The sequence below is a fragment of the Occallatibacter sp. genome (assembly GCF_049510455.1).
Lineage (GTDB): Bacteria > Acidobacteriota > Terriglobia > Terriglobales > Acidobacteriaceae > Telmatobacter.
In genome coordinates this window covers 1-23,449 of the sequence record NZ_JBEKYX010000046.1, presented here as the reverse complement: position 1 = coordinate 23,449, position 23,449 = coordinate 1, and the positions used below count along the sequence as shown (strand labels likewise).

Sequence of the window (23,449 nt, the reverse complement as noted above, 5' to 3'; positions counted from 1 at the left end):
GAAATTTTTTCGCGGCTAAAACCAGGCTTGCGAGGAATCGGGATCATGAGCGATTTGGGGAGCGATTTGCGGAATACGCCGACACGGCGCAAGTTGCTGGGAACGATGGCAGCGGCAGGAGCGATGCTTGGCTTGAATGCTGCGCCGGGTACGGCTGAGGGTACGGCAGCAGGCTCGACCTCGGGCGAGATGCATGCGGCCGCGGAGGAAGTGCTTTCGCTTTCGAAGCTGCGGAGCTACAAGGCGCGGCGCTCGTCGAGCTGGGATCGTACAGGCGGCAACGGAGACGCGGTGCGCGTGGAGCCGGGGCAATCGGCCACGCTGCTGGATGTGACGGGCGCGGGCGTGGTGACGCATATATGGTTCACGATCGACTCCAAGGATCCGAATCATTTGAAGAACCTGGTGCTGCGCGCGTGGTGGGATGGCGAGAGCACGCCGTCTGTGGAAGTACCGATCGGTGATTTCTTTGGATTGGGGCTGGGCGAGTATTTCATCTATCAATCCGCGCTGCTGACCGTGGCTCCGATGAAGGCGCTGAATGCGTACTTCGAGATGCCGTTTGCGAATGCGGCGAAGATCACGGTGACGAACGAGGGCTCGATCCGCACGAACAGCCTCTACTTTGCGATGGATTATGTGACGCTTGGCTCGCTGCCGCACGATACAGGACGCTTCCACGCGCAGTACCGGCAGCAAGCGCCATGCAAAGGCTGGACGAACGACTGGCTGCATAACGGGGACCCACTGGTGAACGACAAGAAGAACCTGAATGGCGAGGGGAACTATGTGTTTCTCGAGGCCACGGGACGCGGACACTTTGTGGGCGTGACGCATGCCGTCATCCAGAACCAGGATGGATGGTTTGGCGAGGGCGACGACATGATTTTTATCGATGGCGATGCGCTGCCAACGATTAACGGCACGGGCACGGAGGATTATTACAACGGCGCATGGGATTTCTGGGGAAAAGAATTTGCGTATCCTCACAACGGCGCGCCGTACATGAAGGACGCGGAGAAGATTGGCGGACGCTACTGTCTATATCGCTGGCACACGGAAAGTCCAATCACGTTTGAGAAGTCGATTCGCGTGACGATAGAGCATGGGCATGCCAACCATCGCTCGGACAACTTTTACACCGTAGCGTATTGGTACCAGACGGAGCCGCATGCGCCGTTTCCCGCGCTGCCCAAGCCTGAGGATCGTGTTCCGCGGCTGATTGCGGTGGATGGGCCCGCCGCGAATCCGCCCAAGAAGTAGGCTCGGCGGAGCATCGCTGATTCCGGTGTAACGGCCAACTCATTGAGAAGGAGAATCATTAGAACTCGCAGGGCGGTGTCGTCATTCCGTCAGGCTCTGGAGACGCCACGAAAGGAGTGACTGTGATTCCAACGGAGCCGATGCCTGCAAAGAATGACGCGTTCAGCAGCCTCAAGGGCGGTGTCGTCAAGTATTTGAAAGGGCTTGGGCCAGGGCTGATCACTGGGGCGGCAGATGATGATCCATCGGGAATTTCCACTTACTCTGTTGCGGGTGCGCAGTTGGGGATGGTGGTGCTGCTCACAAGCGACCGAAAAGCGATGGGAGGCAGGGTGAATTCCAGGGCCATGAAGGTGCTGGGATGGGCCTGTGCGCTGATTATGACGGTGGCGGCGGTGGGACTGCTGGTTTCTTTGTAAAAGTTCAACAGGTGGCAGGCCTTGTCAGCGATGGATTGCCCGCTTGTCATCGACGGCTTCCTGCGATGCAGTGGTATTAGGCTCGGCAATTCTACAGAGGCGAATGTCCAATGAGCTCATTTCATGAAGTGATTCGAAAGAACGAAAGCAGCATCCTTGCCGGCTGGATCGCTGAGATGGCTTCCACTACGCGGCGCAGCGATTTGATGGGCGATGTGGAACTGAAGCAGCAGGCAACCGAGTTTTTGCGGCTCTTTACCGATGCCGCTGAATCCAGCACGGACCCGCATTCCGAGGCGTTTTTCAGCACGCGCGAGTACATGAAGGAAATCGCCAAATCCAGGATGGAGCAGGGATTTACTCCCGGCGAAACGGCGCTCTTCGTTCTTTCCCTCAAGCAGCCTGTCTTTAATTCTTTACGGGATGCGCTCAAGTCGGAACCCGCGAAGCTTGTTACAGAAATCTGGGATGTGGGAAACATCCTAGACCGGCTGGCGGTGCAGACCGTGGACGGCGCGACGGAGTTCCGCGACCAGGTCATTGTTCGTCAGCAGGAGGAGATGCTTGAGCTGTCCACCCCGGTGGTCAAGCTGTGGGATGGCGTGCTCGCGCTTCCGCTGATTGGAACGCTGGACAGCGCCAGGACGCAGGTGGTGATGGAGTCATTGCTTTCGGCGATTGTTGAAACCAACAGCCAGATTGCCATTATCGATATTACCGGCGTGCCGACCGTGGATACGCTGGTGGCGCAGCATCTGATCAAGACGATTACGGCGGCCCGCCTGATGGGCGCGGACTGCTACTTGAGCGGCATCCGGCCGGCCATTGCACAGACCATTGTCCACCTGGGCATCGATCTGGTGGATATTCAGACCAAGGCCAAGCTGGCAGACGCATTTGCATTGGCCCAGACCCGGCTGGGCAAGACGGTTGTGAACGTCAAGTCGGCTGCTAAATCCACAAGCAAGCATGAGGACGCATAGCGATGGACAGGATACCCATCCTCAAGATGGGAGATTGTCTGCTGGTGACCATTCAGGTCGACATGCATGACCAGTTGGCAGTCTCTCTGCAGGAAGATTTGACGGCTCAGATCGCCAAACATGCTGCGCGAGGAGTGCTCATCGATATTTCCTCGCTGGAAATTGTGGATTCTTTCATAGGGCGCATGTTGGCCAATATCGCAGCCATGTCGCGCGTGCTGGACGCGCAGACTGTGCTTACCGGCATGCAGCCCGCAGTGGCCATTACCCTTGTCGAGCTGGGTATGTCGCTTCCCGGCATTCGAACGGCGCTCAACGTAGAGCGGGGCATGGAGCTTTTGCGGGGATATATCCAGAAGGATGACGGACTTCAGGAGAGCGATGGTTCTGAAGAGTGACGTACATCCAATCGTCAGCTCCAACGATGTCGTGCGGGTTCGCCAGGTGGCGCGGCAGTGGGCAATGGATCTGAAATTCAGCCTGGTGGATCAGACCAAGCTGGTGACGGCTACCAGCGAGCTGGCGCGCAATACCCTTGAGCACGGCAAGGGCGGCAGGATGAAGGTGGAGCTGGTAGAAAATGGCGTTCGCAGAGGAATCCGGCTTACTTTTGAAGACGAGGGCCCCGGAATAGCGAATATAGAACTGGCACTTCGCGATGGATACTCTACCGGCAGCGGCCTGGGGCTGGGGTTAAGCGGCAGCAAACGACTGATGAACGAGTTCGAAATCAAGAGCGAGGCTGGGCGGGGTACCACCGTAACGGTCACTCGCTGGAAGTAGCGGTATTTTTGCGCCATACGCATAGATCTATTGCGATGACCGATCGTAGCTCTATTGGGGAGGCCCGGCGTGCGGCACTGGCTGCTGCGCAGTCACTGGGTTTTTCTGAATCACGGCGGAATGACATCGGCATTGCCGTTACTGAATCCGCTAACAATGTTGTGCTGCATGCGCATACCGGCGAGTTCCTGATCTGCGCTGCGCAAGGCGAAAACGGCTCGTATCTGGATTTGCTGGCGCTTGACAACGGCCCCGGCATCTACAATATCTCGCGGGCATTTGAGGACAGCTATTCCACCATCGGAACCGCGGGGCAGGGATTGGGCGCGGTCCAGCGGCTCTCGGATGTGTCGTCTCTGTATTCTTTGCCGGATCGCGGCACAATTTTCTGGAGCCGCTTTCAGATGGGTACGACTGCCGCGCCCCAGTTATACGGGGCAGTCAACATTCCAATGAAAGGCGAAGCTGTTTGCGGCGATGGATTTCTTGCTCTTCCCGGCAAATCGAGGTCGGTTTACATGATGGTGGATGGATTAGGACACGGAGTACATGCCGCTGAAGCGGCCCAGGAAGCCATCCAGACCGTTCGCGCGCATGCAGGCGAGAGCGCATCGGAGATCATTACCAGAACCCATTATGCCTTGAAAAAGACGCGTGTCGCGGCCATGAGCGTGATTGTGGCCGATCACGAACGCCAGACTCTGGTCTGTTCCGGCGTAGGCAATATCAGCACAGTCATCGTCAGCGGCGCGGCGGTGCGAAACGCGATCTCGCAAAACGGCACACTGGGCGCTGTCTTGCCGCGCGTTCAGGAGTTCAGCTACCCATTCGATTCCCGTTCCATGCTGGTGATGCATTCAGACGGAGTGGGCACAAAATGGGCACTCAGTTCCTATCCAGGGTTGCAGGTTCGCCATCCGCAACTGATCGCGGGGCTGCTGTACCGGGATTTCAGCCGACATCGGGATGATGCAACGGTGATGCTTGCATCGCTGGGCGGAGATGCCGCATGAGCCACAAGCTCCATTCCATAGAATTGGCAAGCGAGCAGGACGTGGTGAGCGCCCGTCAGAGAGCCCGGTCGATTGCTGAAGCGCTGGGATTCGATCATCACGACCAGATTCGGATTACTACTGCCACCTCTGAAATTGCGCGCAATGCCTTTCGCTATGCACGCGGGGGCAATGTTTCTTATGAGGCCGATCCGGAAAAGGGCATCTTTCGAATCATTGTCACCGATAAAGGCGGAGGCATTCCTCACCTTGACCGGGTCATGAGCGGCTCTTACCGTTCCCCGACCGGCATGGGCATGGGCATTCTCGGCACCAAGCGCCTGATGGATGAGTTCTCCATCGATTCCAGCTCGTCCGGCACTCGCGTGGGTTTCGGCAAACAGCTCCCGGCGCAAAGCCGCTCAATCGATTCAGAAGTCCTGCAAAGTATCTCCACGATGCTGGCGCGCCGCTACCCGGCCACGCCGCTGGATGAATTACAGATCCAGAATCGAGAGCTGATGAAGACGCTCGATGAGCTGCGGGAGCGGAAAGAGGAGCTGGCGCGCATCAACGCGGAGCTGCAGGATACCAATCGCGGCGTTGTGGCGCTGTATGCAGAGCTCGATGAGCGCGCAGATTATCTGCGGCGCGCCTCCGAGCTGAAAAGCAGCTTTCTTTCCAACATGTCGCATGAGTTTCGCACGCCGCTCAACTCCATGCTGGCGCTCACCCGGATGTTGCTTGACCGCATGGATGGCGACCTGACGCCCGAACAGGACCAGCAGCTTCGATTCATTCAGCAATCGGCCAAAGAACTTGCAGAAATGGTCAACGACCTGCTTGATCTGGCCAAGGTGGAAGCCGGCCGTTTGGAGGTGAAGCCCTCGACCTTTGAAGTGGCGGGACTTTTCGGAGCCTTGCGTGGAATGCTCAAGCCGCTTCTGGCCGATAATTCTCTCAATCTGGTCTTTGAGCATGCCGATCATTTGCCGCCACTGTTTACCGACGAGCAGAAGATCTCTCAGATTCTCCGCAACTTTATCTCCAACGCCATCAAGTTCACGCCTCGGGGCGAGGTCCGCGTCCGCGCTCGCCTGCATGACGATGGAATCGAGTTCTCTGTGACGGACACGGGCATCGGCATCTCCGAGAGCGATCAACACATTATCTTTGAGGAGTTTGCTCAGGTCGATAGCAATTTACAAAAGCGAGTGAAGGGCACAGGCCTGGGCTTGCCGCTCTCGCGCAATCTTGCGCACCTGCTCGGCGGCTCGGTTGAAGTCGAAAGCACTGTTGGTATCGGGTCTTCCTTCCGGCTGATTGTGCCTATTGTCTTTCCCGGAGCGGCTCGAACCGAAGAGCTCACGCTGCCCGAGATTAGACCGGAACAAAAGCTGGTACTGATTGTTGAAGACAACCCGGAGACGGCATTTGTTTATTCCCGCTATTTGAATAATGCCGGCTTTCAAACGTACGCAGTCGCTGCCCTGGAAGATGCAAAGGCAGTGCTGGCCAGGATCACTCCAGCCGCAATCATTCTCGACGTTTTGCTTCGTTCCGATACTTCATGGAATTTTCTGCGCGAGTTGAAGGCTAATTCACGATCGGTTCCCGTGCTGGTGATGAGCGTGGTGAATGATGAGCACCGCGTTTACGGACTCGGAGCCGACGCTTTCCTGACCAAGCCCTTTGTGCCGGAACAGATGATTGGCGAAATTGTACGTCTTACCTCCGCTTCCGCCAGATTGCGCATCCTAATGGTTGACGATAATGAGGTCTCGCGCTATTTGCTGCGCGAGAACATTGCGGAGGGCCAGTACCAAATGTTCGAAGCTCGGGATGGGCGAGAGGGGCTGCGCCTGGCAAATGAGATTAAGCCGTCGCTTATATTTTTGGATTACTATATGCCGGATCTCAACGGAGCACAGGTCCTTCGCGATCTGCGAAACACTCCAGAGCTGGCACGGATTCCGGTTGTCGTACACTCCACCAAAACATTTGATGAGGCGGAGCTGCGCTTCTTCCGTGAGCAGTTCGTATCTATCTTTCCGAAACAGGCTCTTACCCTTCCCGACTCAGCTATTCGCCTTAGGGAGCTAATGCATGCCCTTACCGCACATGCCGAGGCCGAGAAGAGCAGAGATGCCTGAGTTGCCGCATAGCGGACGCATCCTGGTCATTGACGACCAGGAAACAACGCGCTACGTCTTCCGCCGCATTCTTTCCGGCGCGGGCTATAGGGTTACAGAAGCTAAGACCGGCGCAGAAGGCCTGGCGAAAGCCCTGGAAGACCCCGATGTCATCATTGCAGACGTGAATCTGCCGGACATGCTGGGATACGATCTCAGCCGCCGCCTCAAATCCAACCCCGCGACATCGATGATTCCGGTCCTTCAGATTTCCGCATCTTTCGTCAGCGACGAGAGCAAAGCACAAGCACTCGAAGGCGGCGCCGATTCATACCTTGTGCAGCCTGTGTCTCCCGCCATTCTGATTGCCCAGGTCCATGCGTTGATCCGCTTGCGAAAAGCTGAAATGTCGTCCCGGCTTTCAGCGCGGCACTGGCAAACCACGTTTGACGCGCTAAGCGATGGGCTGGCGCTCGTCTACTCCGACGGTGTGGTAATTCGCGTGAACCAGTCGCTCTTGCGGCTTCTGGATCTCACCCATTCCGAAGCGGTGGGCAAAACAGTCGCCGAAGTTTTTGGGCTTCGGTTCGACATTCCTTTTGCAGAATTTACTGCCAATCAAACGCCGGGCCAGCCTGTGGAGCTTGCTTACGGCAGCCGCTGGTTTCGTGTGCGCTACGACCAGATAAGCGAAGATCCACGACAGGAAGATGGTTCTATTCTGCTGTTAACCGAAGTTACTCACCAAAGAAAGCTGCAGGAAACGCTGAAGATGACCGAGCGCCTTGCGGCGACGGGGCGCCTTGCGCATGTCATCGCACACGAAATCAATAATCCGCTGGAAGCCCTTGCAAACCTGCTGTATCTGATTCACCATAGCCCGTCTCTGGATGAGATGAATCGCGAATTTGCGGCAAAGTCATTGACCGAGCTTGAGCGAATCAGTCAGATCACAAAACAGATTCTCGTCTATCACCGTGAATCAAAGCAGCCCATGCTTACCGATGGGACAGATCTTCTGCAGGGCGTGCTCTCCATGTTTCGCCCACAGATGATTGTCAACCACATCGAGCTCCGCGCGCACTTCAAATCTTCCCGCCCCGTTTGGGTTCACCCTGGCGAAATGCGGCAGGCATTCAGCAATCTGGTTTCGAATGCATTGGACGCAATTGGAGACAGCGGTGGAACTTTGCGCGTCCGTTGCATTGACACGACAGACTCCGAGACATTGCGTAAAGGCGTGCGCTTTATCTTCAGCGACTCCGGTTGCGGCGTTCCGCATGACACGCTGCCGCACATTTTCGACGCCTTTTACACCACCAAGGGCCTGAAGGGTTCAGGAATCGGGCTGTGGCTGACCACGGAGGTCATCGCCAAACATCGCGGGCGAATTCGCGCACGATCTCGAACAGAGGGCTCTTACAGAGGCACATTATTCGACGTGTTTCTACCCCAGCGCGGACCGGACGATATAGTCTAACTGGCTAACTCAGCCTCTCTGACACGAATAGTCCTGTCTCCAAGAAGCTCTAACTGAATGATTCAGAATAAGAATCGATTGCCGCCGCGTGATCCGGGGGTAGCGTGCTCACGCAACTTATTCCAGTTAGCTCGCATCAGAGGCGCAACAGATCAACTTTCAACCATTGGACAGCAGTTATACGCAATCCGGCTGAAAGCCAACTAAAAGAGGCGCATCGTCATCCGAATTAAACGATAGGGCGATCCAATACGATCAGGCTCGATCACAAGAACACGTAACTTGCAAGGAGCCAACCATGACGATACTTCTGATTATTCTGATCCTCTTGCTCATCGGCGTTATTCCCGCGTGGCCGTATAGCCGCAGCTGGGGACCATACCCAAGCGGAGGTCTCGGCTTGATCGTGCTGATCCTCGTGATTCTTATGTTGCTCCGGGTCTTCTAAGCGGTCGTCAAGCCGCATGCCTTACAGTGTCTTGCTTCGCAAAGACGCAGGCGCACGATGAGGAGTGCGGCCAGGTTTTCCGGGAGGTAGCCATGAACATAAAACTGCTCGTTGAAAAGATTCCCGATCTTTCCGCACTTTACATCCGACAATTGCGCCTGCTGCTTTCCGGCGAAGAGATGATCGCAATCAAGCTTCCTTTCTTTCGTGAAAGCGCGACAGATCCTGAGTTGATTGAATTTTTTCAGGCATCGATTCATGCAAGTGAGTCGCACTCGGGCGCGCTCAGAGAAATGCTAAGTCACTCGGTGGAAGGATCCAGCCCACTGAAAAGCAAAGTTGTCTACGCGCTGTGCGATGAAGCGGAAGACTTGGTCGAAGCGGCTGGGCATCCTTCCGTTCGCGATGCGGTTCTGGTTGTGGCTGCGCAGCGAATCAAGCATTTTCAGATCGCTACGCATGGCGCTGTGCGCCAGTACGCGCAGGATCTGGGACACGATCAGGAAGTTCCGATATTCGATGAGATTTTGCGAGTAGAAGGCCGTCTTACGCGGCAGTTGTCCGCGATTGCCGCCAGAGTGAATCCAAAGGCCGTGAAGACGGATACGCAGCCTCAGATTCATAATTTTCCCGGAGGACCGGTAAATACATCTGAAGTGCATGTAAAGAAACTTCTCCATTGACGGCCTAATTCAGGCGCGGGCCGCAAACATCGTTGGCTGCATAGCATCCAATGAAACTATGATGGGGACGATTGCGTCTTGTTACCGGTTGCAGCTTCATGCAGGCTTTACATTTGCCGACGCCGCGCAGGTGGCTGGCTATCTTAAAGAACTAGGACTTTCACACGTTTACTGCTCTCCATACCTCCAGTCCGCCAAAGGCAGTCAACATGGCTATGACGTTGTCGATCAGCAGACAATAAACGTCGAGATTGGAGGAGAGGAGGGACACGCGCACTTTTGTGCCTCGCTAAAAGAACTTGACCTGGGCCAGATTCTCGACATTGTTCCCAATCACATGGCCACTGGTCCGGGAAATAAATACTGGCGGGATGTACTGGAAAATGGCGCATCGAGCCGATTTGCGAGCTGGTTCGATATCGATTGGAATTCGGCTGAGGTCAAGCTGCAAAACAAGGTGCTGATTCCTGTATTGAGCGATCAGTACGGGCGTGAGTTGAGCGCGGGCAAGATTGCCATCGACTATGATGGCGAATGCTTTCAAGTGCGTTACATGGATCATGCTTTCCCGTTGTCCCCGATCTCTCTTGCAATTCCTTTGTCCATGGCGGCGGAAACAATCAATGCGCCTGTACTCGGATTCATAGCCGACACTCTCGCGCGGCTTCCGTTACCTGGGACGGATGAGAATGAACTGCGCGCCGCGCGCCACCGCGACAAGACAGTCCTCTATGAGCTGTTGCATCGCTTCTGCAAGGAGAATCCTGGCGGATCGGAAGCGATTACAAATGCTGTAGGCGTTCTCAACAGAGATTCTGATGCGCTCGATGCCATCTTGAACCTTCAACACTACCGATTGGCCTATTGGCGAACTGCCGATCAGGAGCTTGGATACCGGCGTTTTTTCGACATCAACACTCTCATTGGTTTACGAGTCGAGCGCCAGCATGTCTTCAACGCAACCCATCTACGAATTAACGAGTGGCTTCGCAGCGGCGTTCTCGATGGTGTTCGCGTGGATCATCCCGATGGCTTACGCGATCCGGAAGAATACTTTGCGCGATTGCGCGCGAGCGCTCCAGTATCTTGGATACTGGCCGAAAAAATTTTGCAGCCTGGAGAATTTCTACGCCGCAGCTGGCCAATTGACGGCACCACCGGATATGACTTTCTGAATATTTGCAATGGAGTCCTGATCTATAGTGAAGGGCTCAAAGAGATCACCGACGTATATCAGAAATTTACAGGCGAATCAGAGGACTTTGAGGCGCTTGCCCATGCAAAAAAGCTCACGATACAGCAGGAAACTTTAGGCAGCGATGTGAACCGCCTTGCTCAAGAGTTCGTGGAGATTTGCGAGAACAATCGCGACCGGCGGGACTACACTCGCGCGGAAATCAGGCGAGCCATCCGTGAAGTTGCGGCTTGCTTCGCGGTGTACAGAACCTATGTGATCCCGCAGAGAAATCAAATCACCGATGAGGATAGAAGCGAAATCGGCAATGCTGTATCGATGGCAAAGACTCGCAGAACAGACGTTGATCCGGGGTTATTCGATTTCATCGGCGATGTTCTCTCACTGCAATCGCGTGGAGACAAAGAGGCAGAATTTTTGCTCCGCTTTCAGCAATTCACTTCGCCTGTCATGGCGAAGGGCGTGGAAGATACCGTCTTTTACTGCTTTAACCGGATGATTGGTTTGAACGAAGTTGGTGCGGCGCCGGGCCGCAACGGCGTGAGCCTGGATGAGTTTCATGCATATTGCGCCAAGATGCATGCGGATCATCCGCAAACAATGAATACCCTTTCAACGCACGACACAAAGCGGTCAGACGATGTGCGCGCACGGCTGGCGGTACTAACGGAGATGCCAGGCCAATGGCGCGGATCGCTGCGCCGCTGGTCGCGAATGAACCGTCAGTTTAAAACAGGCGGCTTTCCCGACCCCAACACAGAATATTTTCTCTACCAAACGCTCATTGGCTCATGGCCCATTTCAAAAGAGCGCATAACGGCATACATGGAGAAGGCAGTACGCGAAGCAAAGCAAAATACCAGTTGGACGCAGCAGAACAAGGAGTTTGAAGACGCACTGCATCACTTCATTGAACAGATATTGGATGCTTCACAATTTGTTGCAGAGCTTGAGAACTTTGTTACACAGGTTCTTCTGCCCGGCAGAATCAACAGTCTGGCGCAAACTTTGATCAAGTTCACTGCTCCCGGTGTTCCAGATACATATCAAGGGAGCGAATTATGGGACCTTCGATTGGTCGATCCCGACAATCGCGGCCCCGTTGACTACGATGTCAGACGATCGATGCTGGTTGAGCTTCAGGCAGGAATGCCCGTTGAAGAGATTCTCAAGAGAATCGATAGCGGATTGCCGAAGCTGTGGGTGATCCACAAAGCATTACACCTGCGGAAAGAGAGACCGGAATGGTTCGATAGAAATTCATCCTACCGTCCTCTTGCTGTGGAAGGATCAAAAAAGGAACATGTGATTGCATACCTTCGCGGAGAGTCGGTGGCTGTAATCGTGAGCCGATGGAACGCCAGACTCGGTGGAAATTTTGCGTCGACTGTTGTACAGATCCCGGAAGGAAGCTGGAACAATCTCCTGACCGGTGAGAGTTTCGATGGCGGCTCACTGCGGGCGCAAAACCTGTTGCGGAGATTTCCAGTGGCGCTTCTGGTGAGGGGTGAAGAGTAAATATGCATATATTTTCGGTCTGGGCTCCTTTTGCGAAGCGTGTGTCGATCAGCATGAATGGTGTTATGCAGATTATGGAAGGACCCGATCCGCACAAGTGGCGGCGATGGCACTCTGACGCTGGACCAGGAGTCGATTATGGTTTTCTGATCGATGACGATCCAAAGATTTATCCCGACCCGCGCTCAGCATGGCAGCCGAACGGAGTGCATGGCCTTTCGCGTCTTTATGACCACGATGCATTTTCATGGACTGACGAAAAGTTTCAAGCGCCCCCTCTTGCCAGCAGCATTCTCTATGAGCTGCACATCGGAACGTTTACTCCGGAGGGCACATTCGATGCGGCCATTCAACACCTGGACCACTTGGTTCGCCTGGGCATCACCCATGTTGAGCTGATGCCGGTGGCATCTTTTGAAGGAGATCACGGATGGGGATATGACGGCGTGGCGCTCTACGCCGTGCATGAGCCGTATGGCGGCCCCGATGGATTAAAGCGCTTTGTGAACGCGGCGCATGTAAAGGGCCTGGCCGTTCTGCTAGATGTTGTTTACAACCACTTTGGGCCTGCGGGAAATTACACGGGAATATTTGGCCCATACGTGACAGAAGCGCACCATACACCGTGGGGTGGAGCGGTAAATCTTGAAGACGCTGAGTCGAATGAGGTGCGGCGTTTTTTTTGCGATAACGCTCTGATGTGGCTGCGCGATTATCACATTGACGGCCTTCGACTGGATGCTGTGCATGCATTTGTCGATCGCTCGGCAATTCATTTTCTGGAACAGCTCGCCACTGATGTCGAAGTGTTGGAGGCGGCTCTTGGGCGGCGTCTTGTCCTCATTGCCGAGAGCGACCTCAACGATCCGCGTGTGGTGACGCCGCGTGAAGCAGGGGGACTGGGACTTGATGCGCAGTGGAGTGACGACTTCCATCACGCATTGTTTGCTGTTCTTCATCCGAATGAGAGAGTCGGCTATTATGAAGATTTTGGAACGCTGGCACAGTTGGCTAAAGCACTGACACATACCTTTGTGTACGACGGACTTTATTCACACCACCGCAAGCGTATACATGGCCGGTTGACAGGCGCACTCTCGCAACATCGCTTCCTTGGCTATATCCAGACGCACGATCAGGTGGGCAATCGCGCGGTGGGCGATCGCATAAATCATACTGCCGGTATAAATCGCGCGAAGATTGCCGCTGCAATGTTCCTTCTGGCCCCCTTTGTGCCCATGTTATTTCAGGGCGAAGAATGGGCTGCGTCGTCTCCGTTCCAATATTTCGCAGACCACGATGATCCGGAACTGGCTCGCCTGGTTTCTGACGGGAGAAAGAAAGAGTTTTCCGTATTTGGATGGAATCCTCAATCGATCCCCGATCCGGAGAGCGCTACTACATTCGAAACCTCAAAGCTCAAGTGGGGAGAGATAAACGATGGCGAGCACGCTGAGATGCTGGAGTGGTATCGTGCGCTGATCCATCTAAGGCGGAGTACGCCGTGCCTCAATGATGGCTCTGCCGGCAATACGAGAGCGACATACGACGAGGCAGCAAAATGGATATGCATACAGCGTGGAACCATAACGGTGATTTGCAATCTGGGCCAGAAGGAACAATTGCTCACTGTTTCGCAGCCAGCCAGCATGGTGCTTGCCTCAAGAGGCGAAATCAAAATCGCTGGACATGCCGTCAACCTGCTGCCTGACACGATCGTTGTGTTGAAAGAACACTCTGTTAGAAATGCCTGATCGTCCTGCTCGCGGTCGTGGCATCGTCGGGGATATTGGTGCGCTCGCCGGCATGTTCCACGCGACTCTCAAGTGAGCGGCTGACCAGATCACGCGATCCCAGGCCCACGGCAAGGGCGAGCGTAAGAACGATTCCTCCGAAGAGAATGCCAAAGGCCAGTTCGACGATGTTTCCGCCCACCTGAAGATGGTCCAGCACCATTGCCGCAGTCAGAACGAGCACCAGCCACTTTACGCCGAGCGAAAGAATTCGCGCGTATTGCAACTGCGCATTGATAGCGCTGATCAGAACCGAGCGCGCAAGGAATCGCGCAATCAGAATGCCGGCAATCAACAACAGTACAGCGCCCACAGCATGAGTCAGATATGGCAGCAATGAAATTGGCAGAGCTGCACCAGTCGCGTAGGACGTATCGAAGGCAGAAACACCAATGATGAGCCCGAGCAGCACGCATCCCCAGAACAAAGCACGGGCAATAATCTCAGATGGAGAACTGGATGGCGCCCAATCGCTTTTGATCGTATGCGTGACTCGCGAGTCAAACTTCACCCAGCCAAGTAACTGGCGCGACAGCCAGGAAAGCAATAAGCCGGCTAAAGAGAAAATGGCCAGCGAAACAAAAAACGCAAGAAGTCCCGGGAGCACCGCGATGAGCTGCGTAAGCACGCGATCCAGTGACTGATGCAACGCTTCAGACATGTGGTGCCAAATGGAAGCGTTGTCGAAGCTCCCTGGAGAGGCTGGCATATTTATGTCTGCCTGCTGAAGTGCATTATCGATTATATGTAGCATCGATTTCGCTCCTTTCACCGTTGCGCTAAAATCCACTACCAGCTTTTAGCGCAATGGCGATCACGAATCATGAATTAAATCGGTCGGGCCAGCGCCAGCGCGCGACCAGGTAGGGTTTGTCCGCTTCAAATGCAGCAGCGACAGCTTCAATATGGCGTTCTGCGGGGATTCCGGATGTCGTTACGTTGATATGGCCCGCGACCCAGGCAAGATACAACGGAATCAACGCGCCTAATAAGTGGCCGCGGTTGATGGTGCGAAGCCGGTAGGCAATCACAAAGTCATAAACAACGCGCGCCCAAAGATTGTCAGGCATGCGAAAAGATGCAGCGTCCAGCACGGAACACCGCTTGAGCAAGAGCAGCGAATTTGGCGGAAGAACGAGCGACCATATCTCCTGCAGATTTGCGTAAGCCAGTTGAAACGCCGAGACCATGCGCGCAACGTCAGAGGCGCCTTCCGGTTCCACAGCTTCATTTGTCATGTGGCGAGTTGGAGACGGCCGCCGCGGCCTCTGCCAGAGCGCGGCCTTTGCCTCGATATCTCCGAACAATGAACCCGTGATCAGCGAAAGAATTGAGTTGATATCGGGATCAGATGGCTGCGGCATTGCGCGTGGCCCAACATCGACTTCGTCAATGGTGAATCCGGCTGCGACCGCTTCATTGATCGGCCACAGCAGCGCTTCGGTCTGGTTTGCCGGGGAAATGCTTTGCGCAACATTAGCAAGTTGTTCTGCCATCCGAGGCGACAAACCAAGATCAATTGCGAGCGGAAATCGCGCACGCGACGCAAAGACCGCCCGCGTGAGCGGATAAAGAATGGCTGAGTTGATCAGGCCAGCATGCGGCGGTAGCGAGTAATACGGCATTGCGAGGTCGATGGATGTCTTCAGAACAGCATCCGCAAGACCGCGCAATGCCATCGGGCTGAGAGAATCCGCGCCTGGGCCAAGCAGCAGAATCGCACGCGCTTCATGTTCGCGCCCATGTTGGGCGGCGTTTACAAAATCGGTTGGCGTCAATGCCCATCCCGAGCTGGATTGCTGCGTTGAGATCATTCGCAGCCTGCGGGGTTCACCAGGCAGGTCATTCGACGTCGCGATAATTACACTTTCGGGAGCAAAAGCTACTTCCAGATTCGCGAGAGCCCTGGCGAACTGCTCAGACGGCATGGCGCCGACCAGAACCAGCAGATCGGCCGTCGATCGTTCGGCAATCGAAGTCTCTTCAGGTACTGGGCTCGTCGTCGCCATTGTTCTCCGGAAAGATTTAACGCATGAGGATCAAAGCAAACAAGCAGCTTACTGTAAATAGATCCTATAAAGTTAGGATGCTATTTATTGGAATGTGGACCCAGGCGGGCCTATTATTGAGTTCATAAAGCACTTCATAGAGCGCTTTTTCAAGCAGATACCCATCGAGCAGTATCTGAGCGTCAGCAGGCGAGGGCAACAGAGCCGGATTCGCTGCCATGCGCTCGCGATAGGACGAAAGCAATTCGGTGGTCGCTGTGTGCTGCCATAACCTCGCCCAGTCTGCCAGAGCGTTGGGATTCGTTGCAAGCCCCTCACTGCCGCCCGCAGCAACAGCGCGGGCGATTGATGCAAAGGCAGCGTAAGAAAATGAGCGCATCATACCGACTACATCCTTCAGAGGCGATTGCTTTTTGCGCCGCTCCTCAATGGGACGGGCAGGCTCACCTTCAAAATCGATCAGCATGAAATCGCCCTGGCCCGTTGACAAGGCGTCTTTGCCAGCATTGAGAGAAGCTACACGCAAGGTCTGGCCTAAATGATAGTCGCCGTGGATGCGAATACGCTGTCCGGAGGTTTTTGCTGTTGCCATTTGACGCACGCGGTGAATGAGCTCAGGCCTGCGAGAGAGCAGCAGCGCGGCACGATCGCAGATGGAATCTTCCAGCTTTGGAAGCCTGGATTTAAGAGCATCGAAGACGGACTTGATCTGTGCTTCAATGCGTTCCACATCGCGTGCCAGATCTTCTTGCCGCAGCGGCTCTGGGGCGAAAGACGGAATATCTGTGCCTTTGGCGAGCGCGAGATGCAGCTCGGCGGTGCGTTTGCCAAGTAGCGCCGCTGCTTCAAGTGTGGCGCTTACAGATTCGAGTGATTTCGGAATAGGTTTGCGTTCGCTGAGCCAGGTTGAAGCGGGCAAGACCTCTGAAGCAGACTTTTCCGAGACGCTTGAAATCCCGTTGGAGATCTCTTTCAGAAACCACTCCCAACCATCGCCTTCGTTCTGGACCATTCCTTGCAGTATGGCGAGAGTTGTTTTCACGCCATCGTTTGAGTCGATTGAAATTTCACCGAGAAAGGGCGGTATTGCTGGAAAGTGCGCGACCTCGGTTAGAAAACGTCCAATCTCTACGTCAGGATTCTCTTCCGGCTGCAGTCGCCGGTAAATCTTCAGGAATAGCTGCTTGCCGTACAAGATGGACGTGTTCGACTGTTCCGCAGAGCCGACGCGCGAAGAGAGCTGCTGCGCACTCAGGGCGGGAAACGCGCTCGATGCATGTGCGGCCAAGCGGCTTCCTTCAGGAGGCGCATCACCTATGGAGGGAGATTCATGTGGTTGCAGTGGCTGGGCATTTGACGATTGGTTTGGCGGCGTGTCCGAGCGCGGAGGTGCGGCGGCTTCTCCAGGCTGGGCGCTGAGCGGCGCAGGCGATACAGCAGAAATGATCTCAGCGGGTGTCTCCGATTCGCCAACTGCCGGTGTTTTCGGCGTCGCGGCAGCTTCCTGCGCCGCTGTTCCGATTTCCAGAACAGGAAGTGTTGCCTTGTTCGCGATCATCTTCAGCAGTTCATCGCGGCAATCTGCGCGGACCAGCGCATCGTGAAGAATGGCCAGCCCCGTGGCAGTCGTCAGTTTTGCAACGATGCTCTCCGGGTGATTCACAGTAATCTCATCCAGGTCCGCACCGGTACTTATCGCCAGCGGCATCTGATAGACATCCGGCTTGCCTTCAAAGTACGAGACGTCAAAGAAGACCAGCGCGGGAGGAATCGCCGACGATTTGTTTGTGCCATCTTCAGAAGAGTCACCTGATTTCGGCTTCATCGATAGCTCGGTCCAGTTGCGAACACGCACCGACTCAATTGTGCGTGTCTTTGCACCGAACCAGCGTTTCTTGGGTAGCCAATCGCGAAGAGCAGGCTCAAGCATCGCTGCGCCGGCACTCGCAAAAAATTCTGCCCAGCCTCCAGCGAAGCCCGCGGGAGCAGAGAAGCCTTCGGCCGCAAGCGATGCCGATGTTTCGATGTTTAGATCTACCGACAGATCCTCTATGGCCGGGCTGACAGCCTGCAATTCCAGCCATAGAAACGAATACGGTGCGAGCGTGATGGAATACGGTTCGCGGGTGATTGTGGGAAACGGCACGTAGCCAAGCATCTCCACCGGCCCATAGCCGGCGTACTCCGATAGATCAAGCGATACCGGTTGAGCGAAGCGGCTAAGGTTGGCAACACAGAGCACAGTTTCACGAAACCCATCGTCCAGATCGAGGTCGCGAAGATAAGCGAGGACTTTGCGATTCGTGGGATTGAGAAATGTAAGCGTTCCGCGGCCAAATACCTTGAAGAGCTTGCGCAGAGCGATCATGTTGCGAGTCCAATGCAGCAGGCTCGACTGGTCACTGAGTTGCGCTTCCACGTTCACAACCTGGTAGCCGTAAATCGGATCCATCACCACTGGAAAATAAAGCCGCGCCGGATCGCATTTGGAGAACCCTGCGTTGCGATCCGATGTCCACTGCATCGGCGTACGCACGCCATTGCGGTCGCCAAGATAGATGTTGTCGCCCATGCCGATCTCGTCGCCGTAGTAAAGAATCGGCGTTCCCGGAAAACTGAGCAGCAGCGAGTTCAGCAATTCAATGCGGCGGCGATTGTTGTCCACCAGCGGAGCCAGACGCCGCCGAATACCCACGTTGACGCGCATGCGCGGGTCCGCCGAATAAGCGAAATACATGTAGTCGCGCTCGTCATCTGTCACCATCTCGAGCGTTAATTCATCATGATTGCGCAGGAACAATCCCCACTGGCAGTTGTCGGGAATCGGCGGGGTCTGCGCCATGATGTCGCTGATTGGCAGCCGGTCTTCTTGCCGAAGCGCCATATAAATGCGCGGCATCAGAGGAAAATGAAATGCCATGTGGCACTCATCGCCATCGCCAAAGTATGGGCGCACATCGGCAGGCCATTGGTTTGCCTCAGCCAGGATGAGCCGGTTGGCATATTCGGTGTCGATCACGGCGCGCAACTTCTTGATAACCACGTGTGTTTCAGGCAGGTTCTCGCATGTTGTTCCATCGCGCTCACAAAGATACGGAATCGCATCCATGCGCAGCGCATCTACGCCCATATCGAGCCAGAAGCGCATCGCTGTCAGAACTTCTTCCATCACCTGCGGGTTGTCGTAATTCAGATCAGGTTGATGCGAAAAGAAGCGATGCCAATAATAAGCCTTCGCAGTTTCATCCCAGGTCCAGTTGGATTTTTCCGTGTCTGTAAAGATGATGCGCGCGTCTTTGTATTTCTGGTCGGTGTCTGACCAGACATACATCTCACGCTCCGGCGATCCCGGAGGAGCCTGCTTGGCAGCTTTGAACCACGGGTGCTGATCGCTCGTATGGTTGATGACGAGTTCAATCATTACCTGCATGCCACGCTGGTGAGCGGCATCCAGAAACGCCTTGAAGTCATTCAACGTTCCATACGATGGATTCACATCCGTGTAGTTTGCAATGTCATAGCCGTCATCGCGCAGCGGCGATGGAAAGAACGGCAAAATCCAGATGCAGGTAACGCCCAGTTCCTTGAGATAGTCAAGACGCGTCAACAGGCCCTGAAAGTCGCCGATCCCATCATTGTTTGAATCGGCAAATGCACGAATGTGCAGCTCATAAATAACCGCATCTTTGTACCAGAGTGGATCCGTTGTACTGGCAATCTTTTTCACGCCTTTATCTCCGGACAGTTCGTGCAATAGAGCATCATGCTATACGCTTCACGAGAAATATATGTGCCGGCCTGATGCCGGGCTGAAGCGCAATGTAGTTGTGACTTCCCCACGGGTATTGGACGTCATTCAACAGATCATCCACCAGAAAACTTTCGTTCGGCGAACAACCGATTTTATCGAGATCAAGGCTTGCCCAGCCGGTTTGTTCCTTGACCGAATCAAGATTCACCACCACCAGAATCGTATTTTCGAAGTCAGGCGTCGTCTTCGAGTAGCAAATGATCTGCGGATTATCGATGGAATGAAAATGCAATGACGTATTGGACTGCAGTGCGCGATTTTCATGGCGAATCCGGTTAAGTTTTGTAATCAGCGGGACCAGTGAATCCGGTGCATTGCGATAGCGCTGGCGGATCTCATATTTCTCGCTATCAAGATACTCTTCCGATTCGGTTTTACCTGCCGCCGGCTTGGCAGGGGCATTTTCCGCCAGCTCGTATGCCGGGCCGTAAATGCCGTAATTCGCTGTCAGGGTCGCGGCCAGAATTACACGATGCATAAACGCCGCGCGTCCGCCCTCCTGCAAAGTTTTATGCAGAATGTCCGGGGTGTTCGGCCAGAAATTCGGGCCGAAGAAATCACTGATCGGAGGCTGCGTAATCTCTTCGAGGTAACTCTCAAGCTCTGCCTTGGTGTTGCGCCACGTGAAATATGTATAGGACTGATTAAAGCCCCGCTTCGCAAGGCTGTACATGACATGCGGCCGCGTGAATGCCTCTGCGAGAAAGATCGTCTCCGGATATTTATTGCGCAGCTTATCAAGGCACCATTCCCAGAAGAGCAGCGACTTGGTATGCGGATTATCCACGCGGAATACATGCACGCCGTGCTGAATCCAGAATTCGAAGACGGAGTACAGCTCATCCCATAACGCGCGCCAATCAGGCGACTCAAAGTTCAGCGGATAAATGTCCTGATATTTCTTCGGCGGATTCTCGGCATATTGAATCGACCCATCGGGCCGGATGATGAACCAATCCGGATGCTCCGTCACCCAGGGATGATCGGGCGAGCACTGGAACGCGATGTCGAGCGCAATTTCCATTTCATGCTGTCTGGCGGAATGGACGAGGCTCTCGAAGCCCGCGAACGTTCCAAGCTGCGGATGAATCGACTTGTGTCCGCCTTGATCTTCTGCGACCTTTTTGACGGCCTTCTTGCTCACGCTCGCGGGTGCGCTTGCTTGAGCTTCCCTGTCGCCAATGGCCCATGGGCTTCCCGGTGCATCGGGCAGTGCTTCCGTTGCGTTGTTCGGGCCTTTGCGAAATGCGCGTCCGATGGGATGAATTGGCGGCATGTACAGAATGTCGAATCCCATTGCGGCAATTTCGGGTAGCTGTTTCTCCACATCGCGAAAGGTTCCATGCTGTCCGGGAACGGGCGATGCCGATCGCGGAAAGAGCTCGTACCATGCTGAAAACCGCGCCCGCTCACGGTCAACCCAGATCGGCAGCTCCGTGTCTAACTCGGCGGCATTGGCCAGGTCCGGATAGCGCGCCGTCAGTTCCATGAGCGCCTCATCGCACGGATCGTCATACATCGCGCGCTTTTCTTCCGCCAGCTTTTCGAAACTCTCTGCAATCTCTCGCAGGCGCTTGGCGTCATTTCGTCGCGCGCGCTCCGCCGCCTCATGCAGAAGCAGTGCTCCCGTTTGAAGCGCAAGCGCAACGTCTTGCGCCGCAGGATTCGCACCAATCTCGATTCCCACCTCTGGATTTTCCGACGCGGTTGAGGCCGCATCTTCGGGCGTAGGCGGGCTCTGCGCGGCAATGCGCTTTTTGAGATCCTTGGCCCAGGTTGCAAAGTGGTCCACCCATCCCTGGATGGTGAAGCGCCAGGCACCGAGCTTGTCCACTTGAAATGTGCTGCTCCAGAGGTCATTCTCTGTTGGCAGCATCGGAGCTAGCCGCCAGCGAGAGTCGCTCGAATGGCGGTAAAGTACGCGAGCTGCCAACTCATCTTTGCCGTCTGCAAAAATGGCTGCCGTCACGTTGACTTCATCGCCCAGAATCCGCCGCACAGGGTACTCACCGGCGTCGATTTGGGGATTCACGTCTCCAATCACGACGCGCCTGCGACCATGGACTGCTTTCATTCCCACCAACCCTTAACGGCTAAATTCGCATTTGCGGCTTCGGCCATTCGAAGTGCGAACATCGCACATGAATGTATGAAACGCATAAAAATCCGCAGTAGTTAAAGATGCAAGGCGGCAACTCCGGGTTTGTTGTACCGGCGTGATGAGACTTGAAATTTATGAGAAAGATTTGGAGGCGCGGGTCGGGATCGAACCGACGCATAAAGGTTTTGCAGACCTCTCCCTTACCACTTGGGTACCGCGCCCTGGCAAGGCTGCCAATCTGATAAGGTGCTGCTTCCAATCCACCGTAGCCATTCCGACCTGGCGGCCGGAGGGCGGATTGGAGCGGGAGACGAGATTTGAACTCGCGACCCTCGCCTTGGCAAGGCGATGCTCTACCACTGAGCTACTCCCGCTTGTTGCAAGATCAAGTATACAAATCGGGCCTGCCTGGGTCAAACTTGCCGAGTGCAAAGATCCGGCATCCCCTCAGGGGCTAAAGCCCCGCTGTTTTTGATGCTCTTTTCGGCACGACTCAAGTTGTGCCCTGTTACAAAACTCTTCCACCATTAAGGGTTCAGCAGACCCCGCCTAAAGTTCGTACGTTTCAAGACAGCGGCGGCGATCAGGCTCCGGCGGGGGCAATTCCGGCGGTGCTTTTGCCAGCGCTGCTGCCGTTCTCTATCTTGGTAATTTCGCCGTCGCGCATGTGCAGGATGCGGTCTGCTACCTGCGCAGCCTCGGGGTTGTGCGTGATCATCAGGACGGTCTGGCCGAGCTCGCGGTTGGAGCGCTCAAGCATTTTGAGCACGGCCTCGGAATTTTTGGTGTCCAGGTTGCCGGTGGGCTCGTCTGCCAGCACGATGGCTGGACGCGTGATGAGCGCGCGGGCGATGGCGACGCGCTGCTGCTCGCCGCCGCTCAGCTCGGACGGACGGTGCTGGAGGCGGCCCTTGATGGAAAGCTTACCGAGTAAGCGATTTCAATATTGCCCATGGCTGAGAGCGTGGGCAGCAGATTGAATTTTTGAAAGATGAAGGAGATGCGGTGCTTGCGGAGGCGGGTGCGTTCGGCGTCATCCAGTGTGGCAAAATCCACGCCGTCGATGACGATCTTTCCGGTGGTGGCCTGGGTAAGGCCGCCGAGCAGATAGAAGAGAGTGGATTTGCCGGAGCCGGAGGGGCCGACGATGGCTACAAACTCGCCGCGCTTGATGGAAAATGAGACGCCACGAACGGCGGGAACTTCAAGCCGGCCTGACCGGTAGGTCTTGGTCAGCTTTTCGGCAACAATCATGGGCGAATCAGTCTGGTCCGGCACATCCACGATTGTATATGGGCAGGTGACAGGTTACGGATTGCATGTGATAGCAGGCATGAAATCGTGGATATCATCTCTGACGCATTTGAATCGGCTGTTTACTACTTAAAGGTAAATATTCCCTCACGTAAGGTATACCCATATTGCCGTGACAGCGCAGAAACTCTTCGGAGCCGCCTGTACTATTGCCTCTTGCCGATAATGATATGGATTCTTTTCCCCCATGACCCCGGCGGAACCAGATGTAGCGTGACGTTCTTTAGGGCTAATTCCTCATGGAGCGCCTCCCCTAGTGCCGTGAGTGCTGGTTTCAGAGAATCGACTTGGTCTTGGTCAACCTCCAGCACAATTCCAGAGGACAGAATTATTGAGGCCTTGCCGTCAATCAGAATAGCCATCAATGTGTTGTCTGGCTTTGGCGGTAGCCGAACCCATCCAACAGATTGGGAGGTTAGCAAAGCATCCAACTCTTCCATGAATGGCGCTTCGACTGGGTTTACGGCAAGGTCAAACGGAGTGCCTGGAAACATCTTAACTTGCTTAGCAAAATGTTTTTTAGCC

General features: G+C 55.0%; 19 protein-coding genes and 2 tRNA genes. 12 read left to right on the top strand and 9 right to left on the bottom strand.

The window, feature by feature from the left end:
- Positions 1–45 precede the first annotated feature (45 nt).
- The 12 genes from ABSG47_RS10095 (at position 46) to treZ (ending at position 13,650) form a co-directional block, all read left to right on the top strand.
- The gene (locus tag ABSG47_RS10095) at positions 46–1,263 is read left to right on the top strand and encodes a glycoside hydrolase family 172 protein (protein WP_424169433.1); all 1,218 of its coding nucleotides are present in this window, start codon (positions 46–48) and stop codon (positions 1,261–1,263) included.
- 122 nt (positions 1,264–1,385) lie between these two features.
- Positions 1,386–1,682, top strand: a complete 297-nt coding sequence (locus ABSG47_RS10090; protein WP_424169431.1) for a hypothetical protein — start codon at positions 1,386–1,388, stop codon at positions 1,680–1,682.
- Between the two features lie 110 nt (positions 1,683–1,792).
- Positions 1,793–2,665: an STAS domain-containing protein gene (locus ABSG47_RS10085; protein ID WP_424169429.1), complete on the top strand. Its 873-nt coding sequence runs from the start codon at positions 1,793–1,795 to the stop codon at positions 2,663–2,665.
- Between the two features lie 2 nt (positions 2,666–2,667).
- Entirely contained in the window at positions 2,668–3,063 is a 396-nt protein-coding gene (locus ABSG47_RS10080) for an STAS domain-containing protein (RefSeq protein ID WP_424169427.1), read from the top strand.
- Entirely contained in the window at positions 3,047–3,448 is a 402-nt protein-coding gene (locus tag ABSG47_RS10075; RefSeq protein WP_424169425.1) for an anti-sigma regulatory factor, read from the top strand. Before ABSG47_RS10080 ends, ABSG47_RS10075 begins: the two co-directional genes overlap by 17 nt.
- A 35-nt stretch (positions 3,449–3,483) precedes the next feature.
- Positions 3,484–4,461, top strand: coding sequence for a SpoIIE family protein phosphatase (locus ABSG47_RS10070; protein WP_424169423.1), 978 nt, complete (start codon positions 3,484–3,486; stop codon positions 4,459–4,461).
- Positions 4,458–6,593 (top strand): ATP-binding protein, encoded by a 2,136-nt coding sequence (locus ABSG47_RS10065; RefSeq protein ID WP_424169421.1) that lies wholly within the window; start codon positions 4,458–4,460, stop codon positions 6,591–6,593. The genes ABSG47_RS10070 and ABSG47_RS10065 overlap by 4 nt, the downstream gene beginning before the upstream one ends.
- Positions 6,586–8,052, top strand: coding sequence for an ATP-binding response regulator (locus tag ABSG47_RS10060; protein ID WP_424169419.1), 1,467 nt, complete (start codon positions 6,586–6,588; stop codon positions 8,050–8,052). The genes ABSG47_RS10065 and ABSG47_RS10060 overlap by 8 nt, the downstream gene beginning before the upstream one ends.
- A gap of 298 nt (positions 8,053–8,350) precedes the next feature.
- Positions 8,351–8,500, top strand: coding sequence for a DUF3309 family protein (locus ABSG47_RS10055; protein WP_424169417.1), 150 nt, complete (start codon positions 8,351–8,353; stop codon positions 8,498–8,500).
- A 92-nt stretch (positions 8,501–8,592) separates the two neighbouring features.
- Positions 8,593–9,183 (top strand): DUF892 family protein, encoded by a 591-nt coding sequence (locus ABSG47_RS10050; RefSeq protein WP_424169415.1) that lies wholly within the window; start codon positions 8,593–8,595, stop codon positions 9,181–9,183.
- Between the two features lie 58 nt (positions 9,184–9,241).
- On the top strand, positions 9,242–11,896 hold the full coding sequence (gene treY / locus ABSG47_RS10045) for a malto-oligosyltrehalose synthase (RefSeq protein WP_424169413.1): 2,655 nt from the start codon (positions 9,242–9,244) through the stop codon (positions 11,894–11,896).
- A 2-nt stretch (positions 11,897–11,898) separates the two neighbouring features.
- Positions 11,899–13,650 carry a malto-oligosyltrehalose trehalohydrolase gene (gene treZ / locus ABSG47_RS10040; protein WP_424169411.1) on the top strand — a complete coding sequence of 584 codons (1,752 nt, stop codon included), beginning with the start codon at positions 11,899–11,901 and terminating at the stop codon, positions 13,648–13,650.
- Here treZ and ABSG47_RS10035 read toward each other — a convergent pair.
- The 9 genes from ABSG47_RS10035 to ABSG47_RS10000 form a co-directional block, all read right to left on the bottom strand.
- On the bottom strand, positions 13,637–14,350 hold the full coding sequence (locus tag ABSG47_RS10035; RefSeq protein ID WP_424169409.1) for a hypothetical protein: 714 nt from the start codon (positions 14,348–14,350) through the stop codon (positions 13,637–13,639). The genes treZ and ABSG47_RS10035 overlap by 14 nt on opposite strands.
- Positions 14,351–14,510: 160 nt before the next feature.
- Positions 14,511–15,698, bottom strand: a complete 1,188-nt coding sequence (locus ABSG47_RS10030; RefSeq protein WP_424169407.1) for a hypothetical protein — start codon at positions 15,696–15,698, stop codon at positions 14,511–14,513.
- Between the two features lie 64 nt (positions 15,699–15,762).
- Positions 15,763–19,425, bottom strand: coding sequence for a maltose alpha-D-glucosyltransferase (treS, locus tag ABSG47_RS10025; protein ID WP_424169405.1), 3,663 nt, complete (start codon positions 19,423–19,425; stop codon positions 15,763–15,765).
- Between the two features lie 34 nt (positions 19,426–19,459).
- Positions 19,460–21,583: an alpha-1,4-glucan--maltose-1-phosphate maltosyltransferase gene (locus ABSG47_RS10020; RefSeq protein ID WP_424169403.1), complete on the bottom strand. Its 2,124-nt coding sequence runs from the start codon at positions 21,581–21,583 to the stop codon at positions 19,460–19,462.
- Between the two features lie 173 nt (positions 21,584–21,756).
- A tRNA-Cys gene (locus ABSG47_RS10015) sits at positions 21,757–21,831 on the bottom strand.
- A 78-nt stretch (positions 21,832–21,909) separates the two neighbouring features.
- Positions 21,910–21,984: transfer RNA gene (locus ABSG47_RS10010), tRNA-Gly, on the bottom strand.
- Positions 21,985–22,193: 209 nt separating this feature from the next.
- The gene (locus ABSG47_RS20950) at positions 22,194–22,430 is read right to left on the bottom strand and encodes a hypothetical protein (protein WP_481133031.1); all 237 of its coding nucleotides are present in this window, start codon (positions 22,428–22,430) and stop codon (positions 22,194–22,196) included.
- Positions 22,431–22,489: 59 nt separating this feature from the next.
- Entirely contained in the window at positions 22,490–22,864 is a 375-nt protein-coding gene (locus ABSG47_RS20945) for an ABC transporter ATP-binding protein (RefSeq protein ID WP_481133030.1), read from the bottom strand.
- Positions 22,865–23,070: 206 nt separating this feature from the next.
- The coding region (locus ABSG47_RS10000) for a hypothetical protein (protein WP_424169401.1) at positions 23,071–23,449 on the bottom strand (379 nt) is incomplete at its 5' end.

Bases quoted from the DNA above. Each gene is read 5' to 3' on its own strand.
- ABSG47_RS10035 (WP_424169409.1), bottom strand. From the start codon at position 14,350: ATGTCTGAAGCGTTGCATCAGTCACTGGATCGCGTGCTTACGCAGCTC.
- ABSG47_RS10030 (WP_424169407.1), bottom strand. From the start codon at position 15,698: ATGGCGACGACGAGCCCAGTACCTGAAGAGACTTCGATTGCCGAACGA.
- ABSG47_RS10075 (WP_424169425.1), top strand. From the start codon at position 3,047: ATGGTTCTGAAGAGTGACGTACATCCAATCGTCAGCTCCAACGATGTC.
- ABSG47_RS10065 (WP_424169421.1), top strand. From the start codon at position 4,458: ATGAGCCACAAGCTCCATTCCATAGAATTGGCAAGCGAGCAGGACGTG.
- treZ (WP_424169411.1), top strand. From the start codon at position 11,899: ATGCATATATTTTCGGTCTGGGCTCCTTTTGCGAAGCGTGTGTCGATC.
- treY (WP_424169413.1), top strand. From the start codon at position 9,242: ATGATGGGGACGATTGCGTCTTGTTACCGGTTGCAGCTTCATGCAGGC.
- ABSG47_RS10080 (WP_424169427.1), top strand. From the start codon at position 2,668: ATGGACAGGATACCCATCCTCAAGATGGGAGATTGTCTGCTGGTGACC.
- ABSG47_RS10020 (WP_424169403.1), bottom strand. From the start codon at position 21,583: ATGAAAGCAGTCCATGGTCGCAGGCGCGTCGTGATTGGAGACGTGAAT.
- ABSG47_RS10095 (WP_424169433.1), top strand. From the start codon at position 46: ATGAGCGATTTGGGGAGCGATTTGCGGAATACGCCGACACGGCGCAAG.
- ABSG47_RS10085 (WP_424169429.1), top strand. From the start codon at position 1,793: ATGAGCTCATTTCATGAAGTGATTCGAAAGAACGAAAGCAGCATCCTT.
- ABSG47_RS20945 (WP_481133030.1), bottom strand. From the start codon at position 22,864: ATGATTGTTGCCGAAAAGCTGACCAAGACCTACCGGTCAGGCCGGCTT.
- ABSG47_RS10055 (WP_424169417.1), top strand. From the start codon at position 8,351: ATGACGATACTTCTGATTATTCTGATCCTCTTGCTCATCGGCGTTATT.
- ABSG47_RS10060 (WP_424169419.1), top strand. From the start codon at position 6,586: ATGCCTGAGTTGCCGCATAGCGGACGCATCCTGGTCATTGACGACCAG.
- ABSG47_RS10050 (WP_424169415.1), top strand. From the start codon at position 8,593: ATGAACATAAAACTGCTCGTTGAAAAGATTCCCGATCTTTCCGCACTT.
- ABSG47_RS10070 (WP_424169423.1), top strand. From the start codon at position 3,484: ATGACCGATCGTAGCTCTATTGGGGAGGCCCGGCGTGCGGCACTGGCT.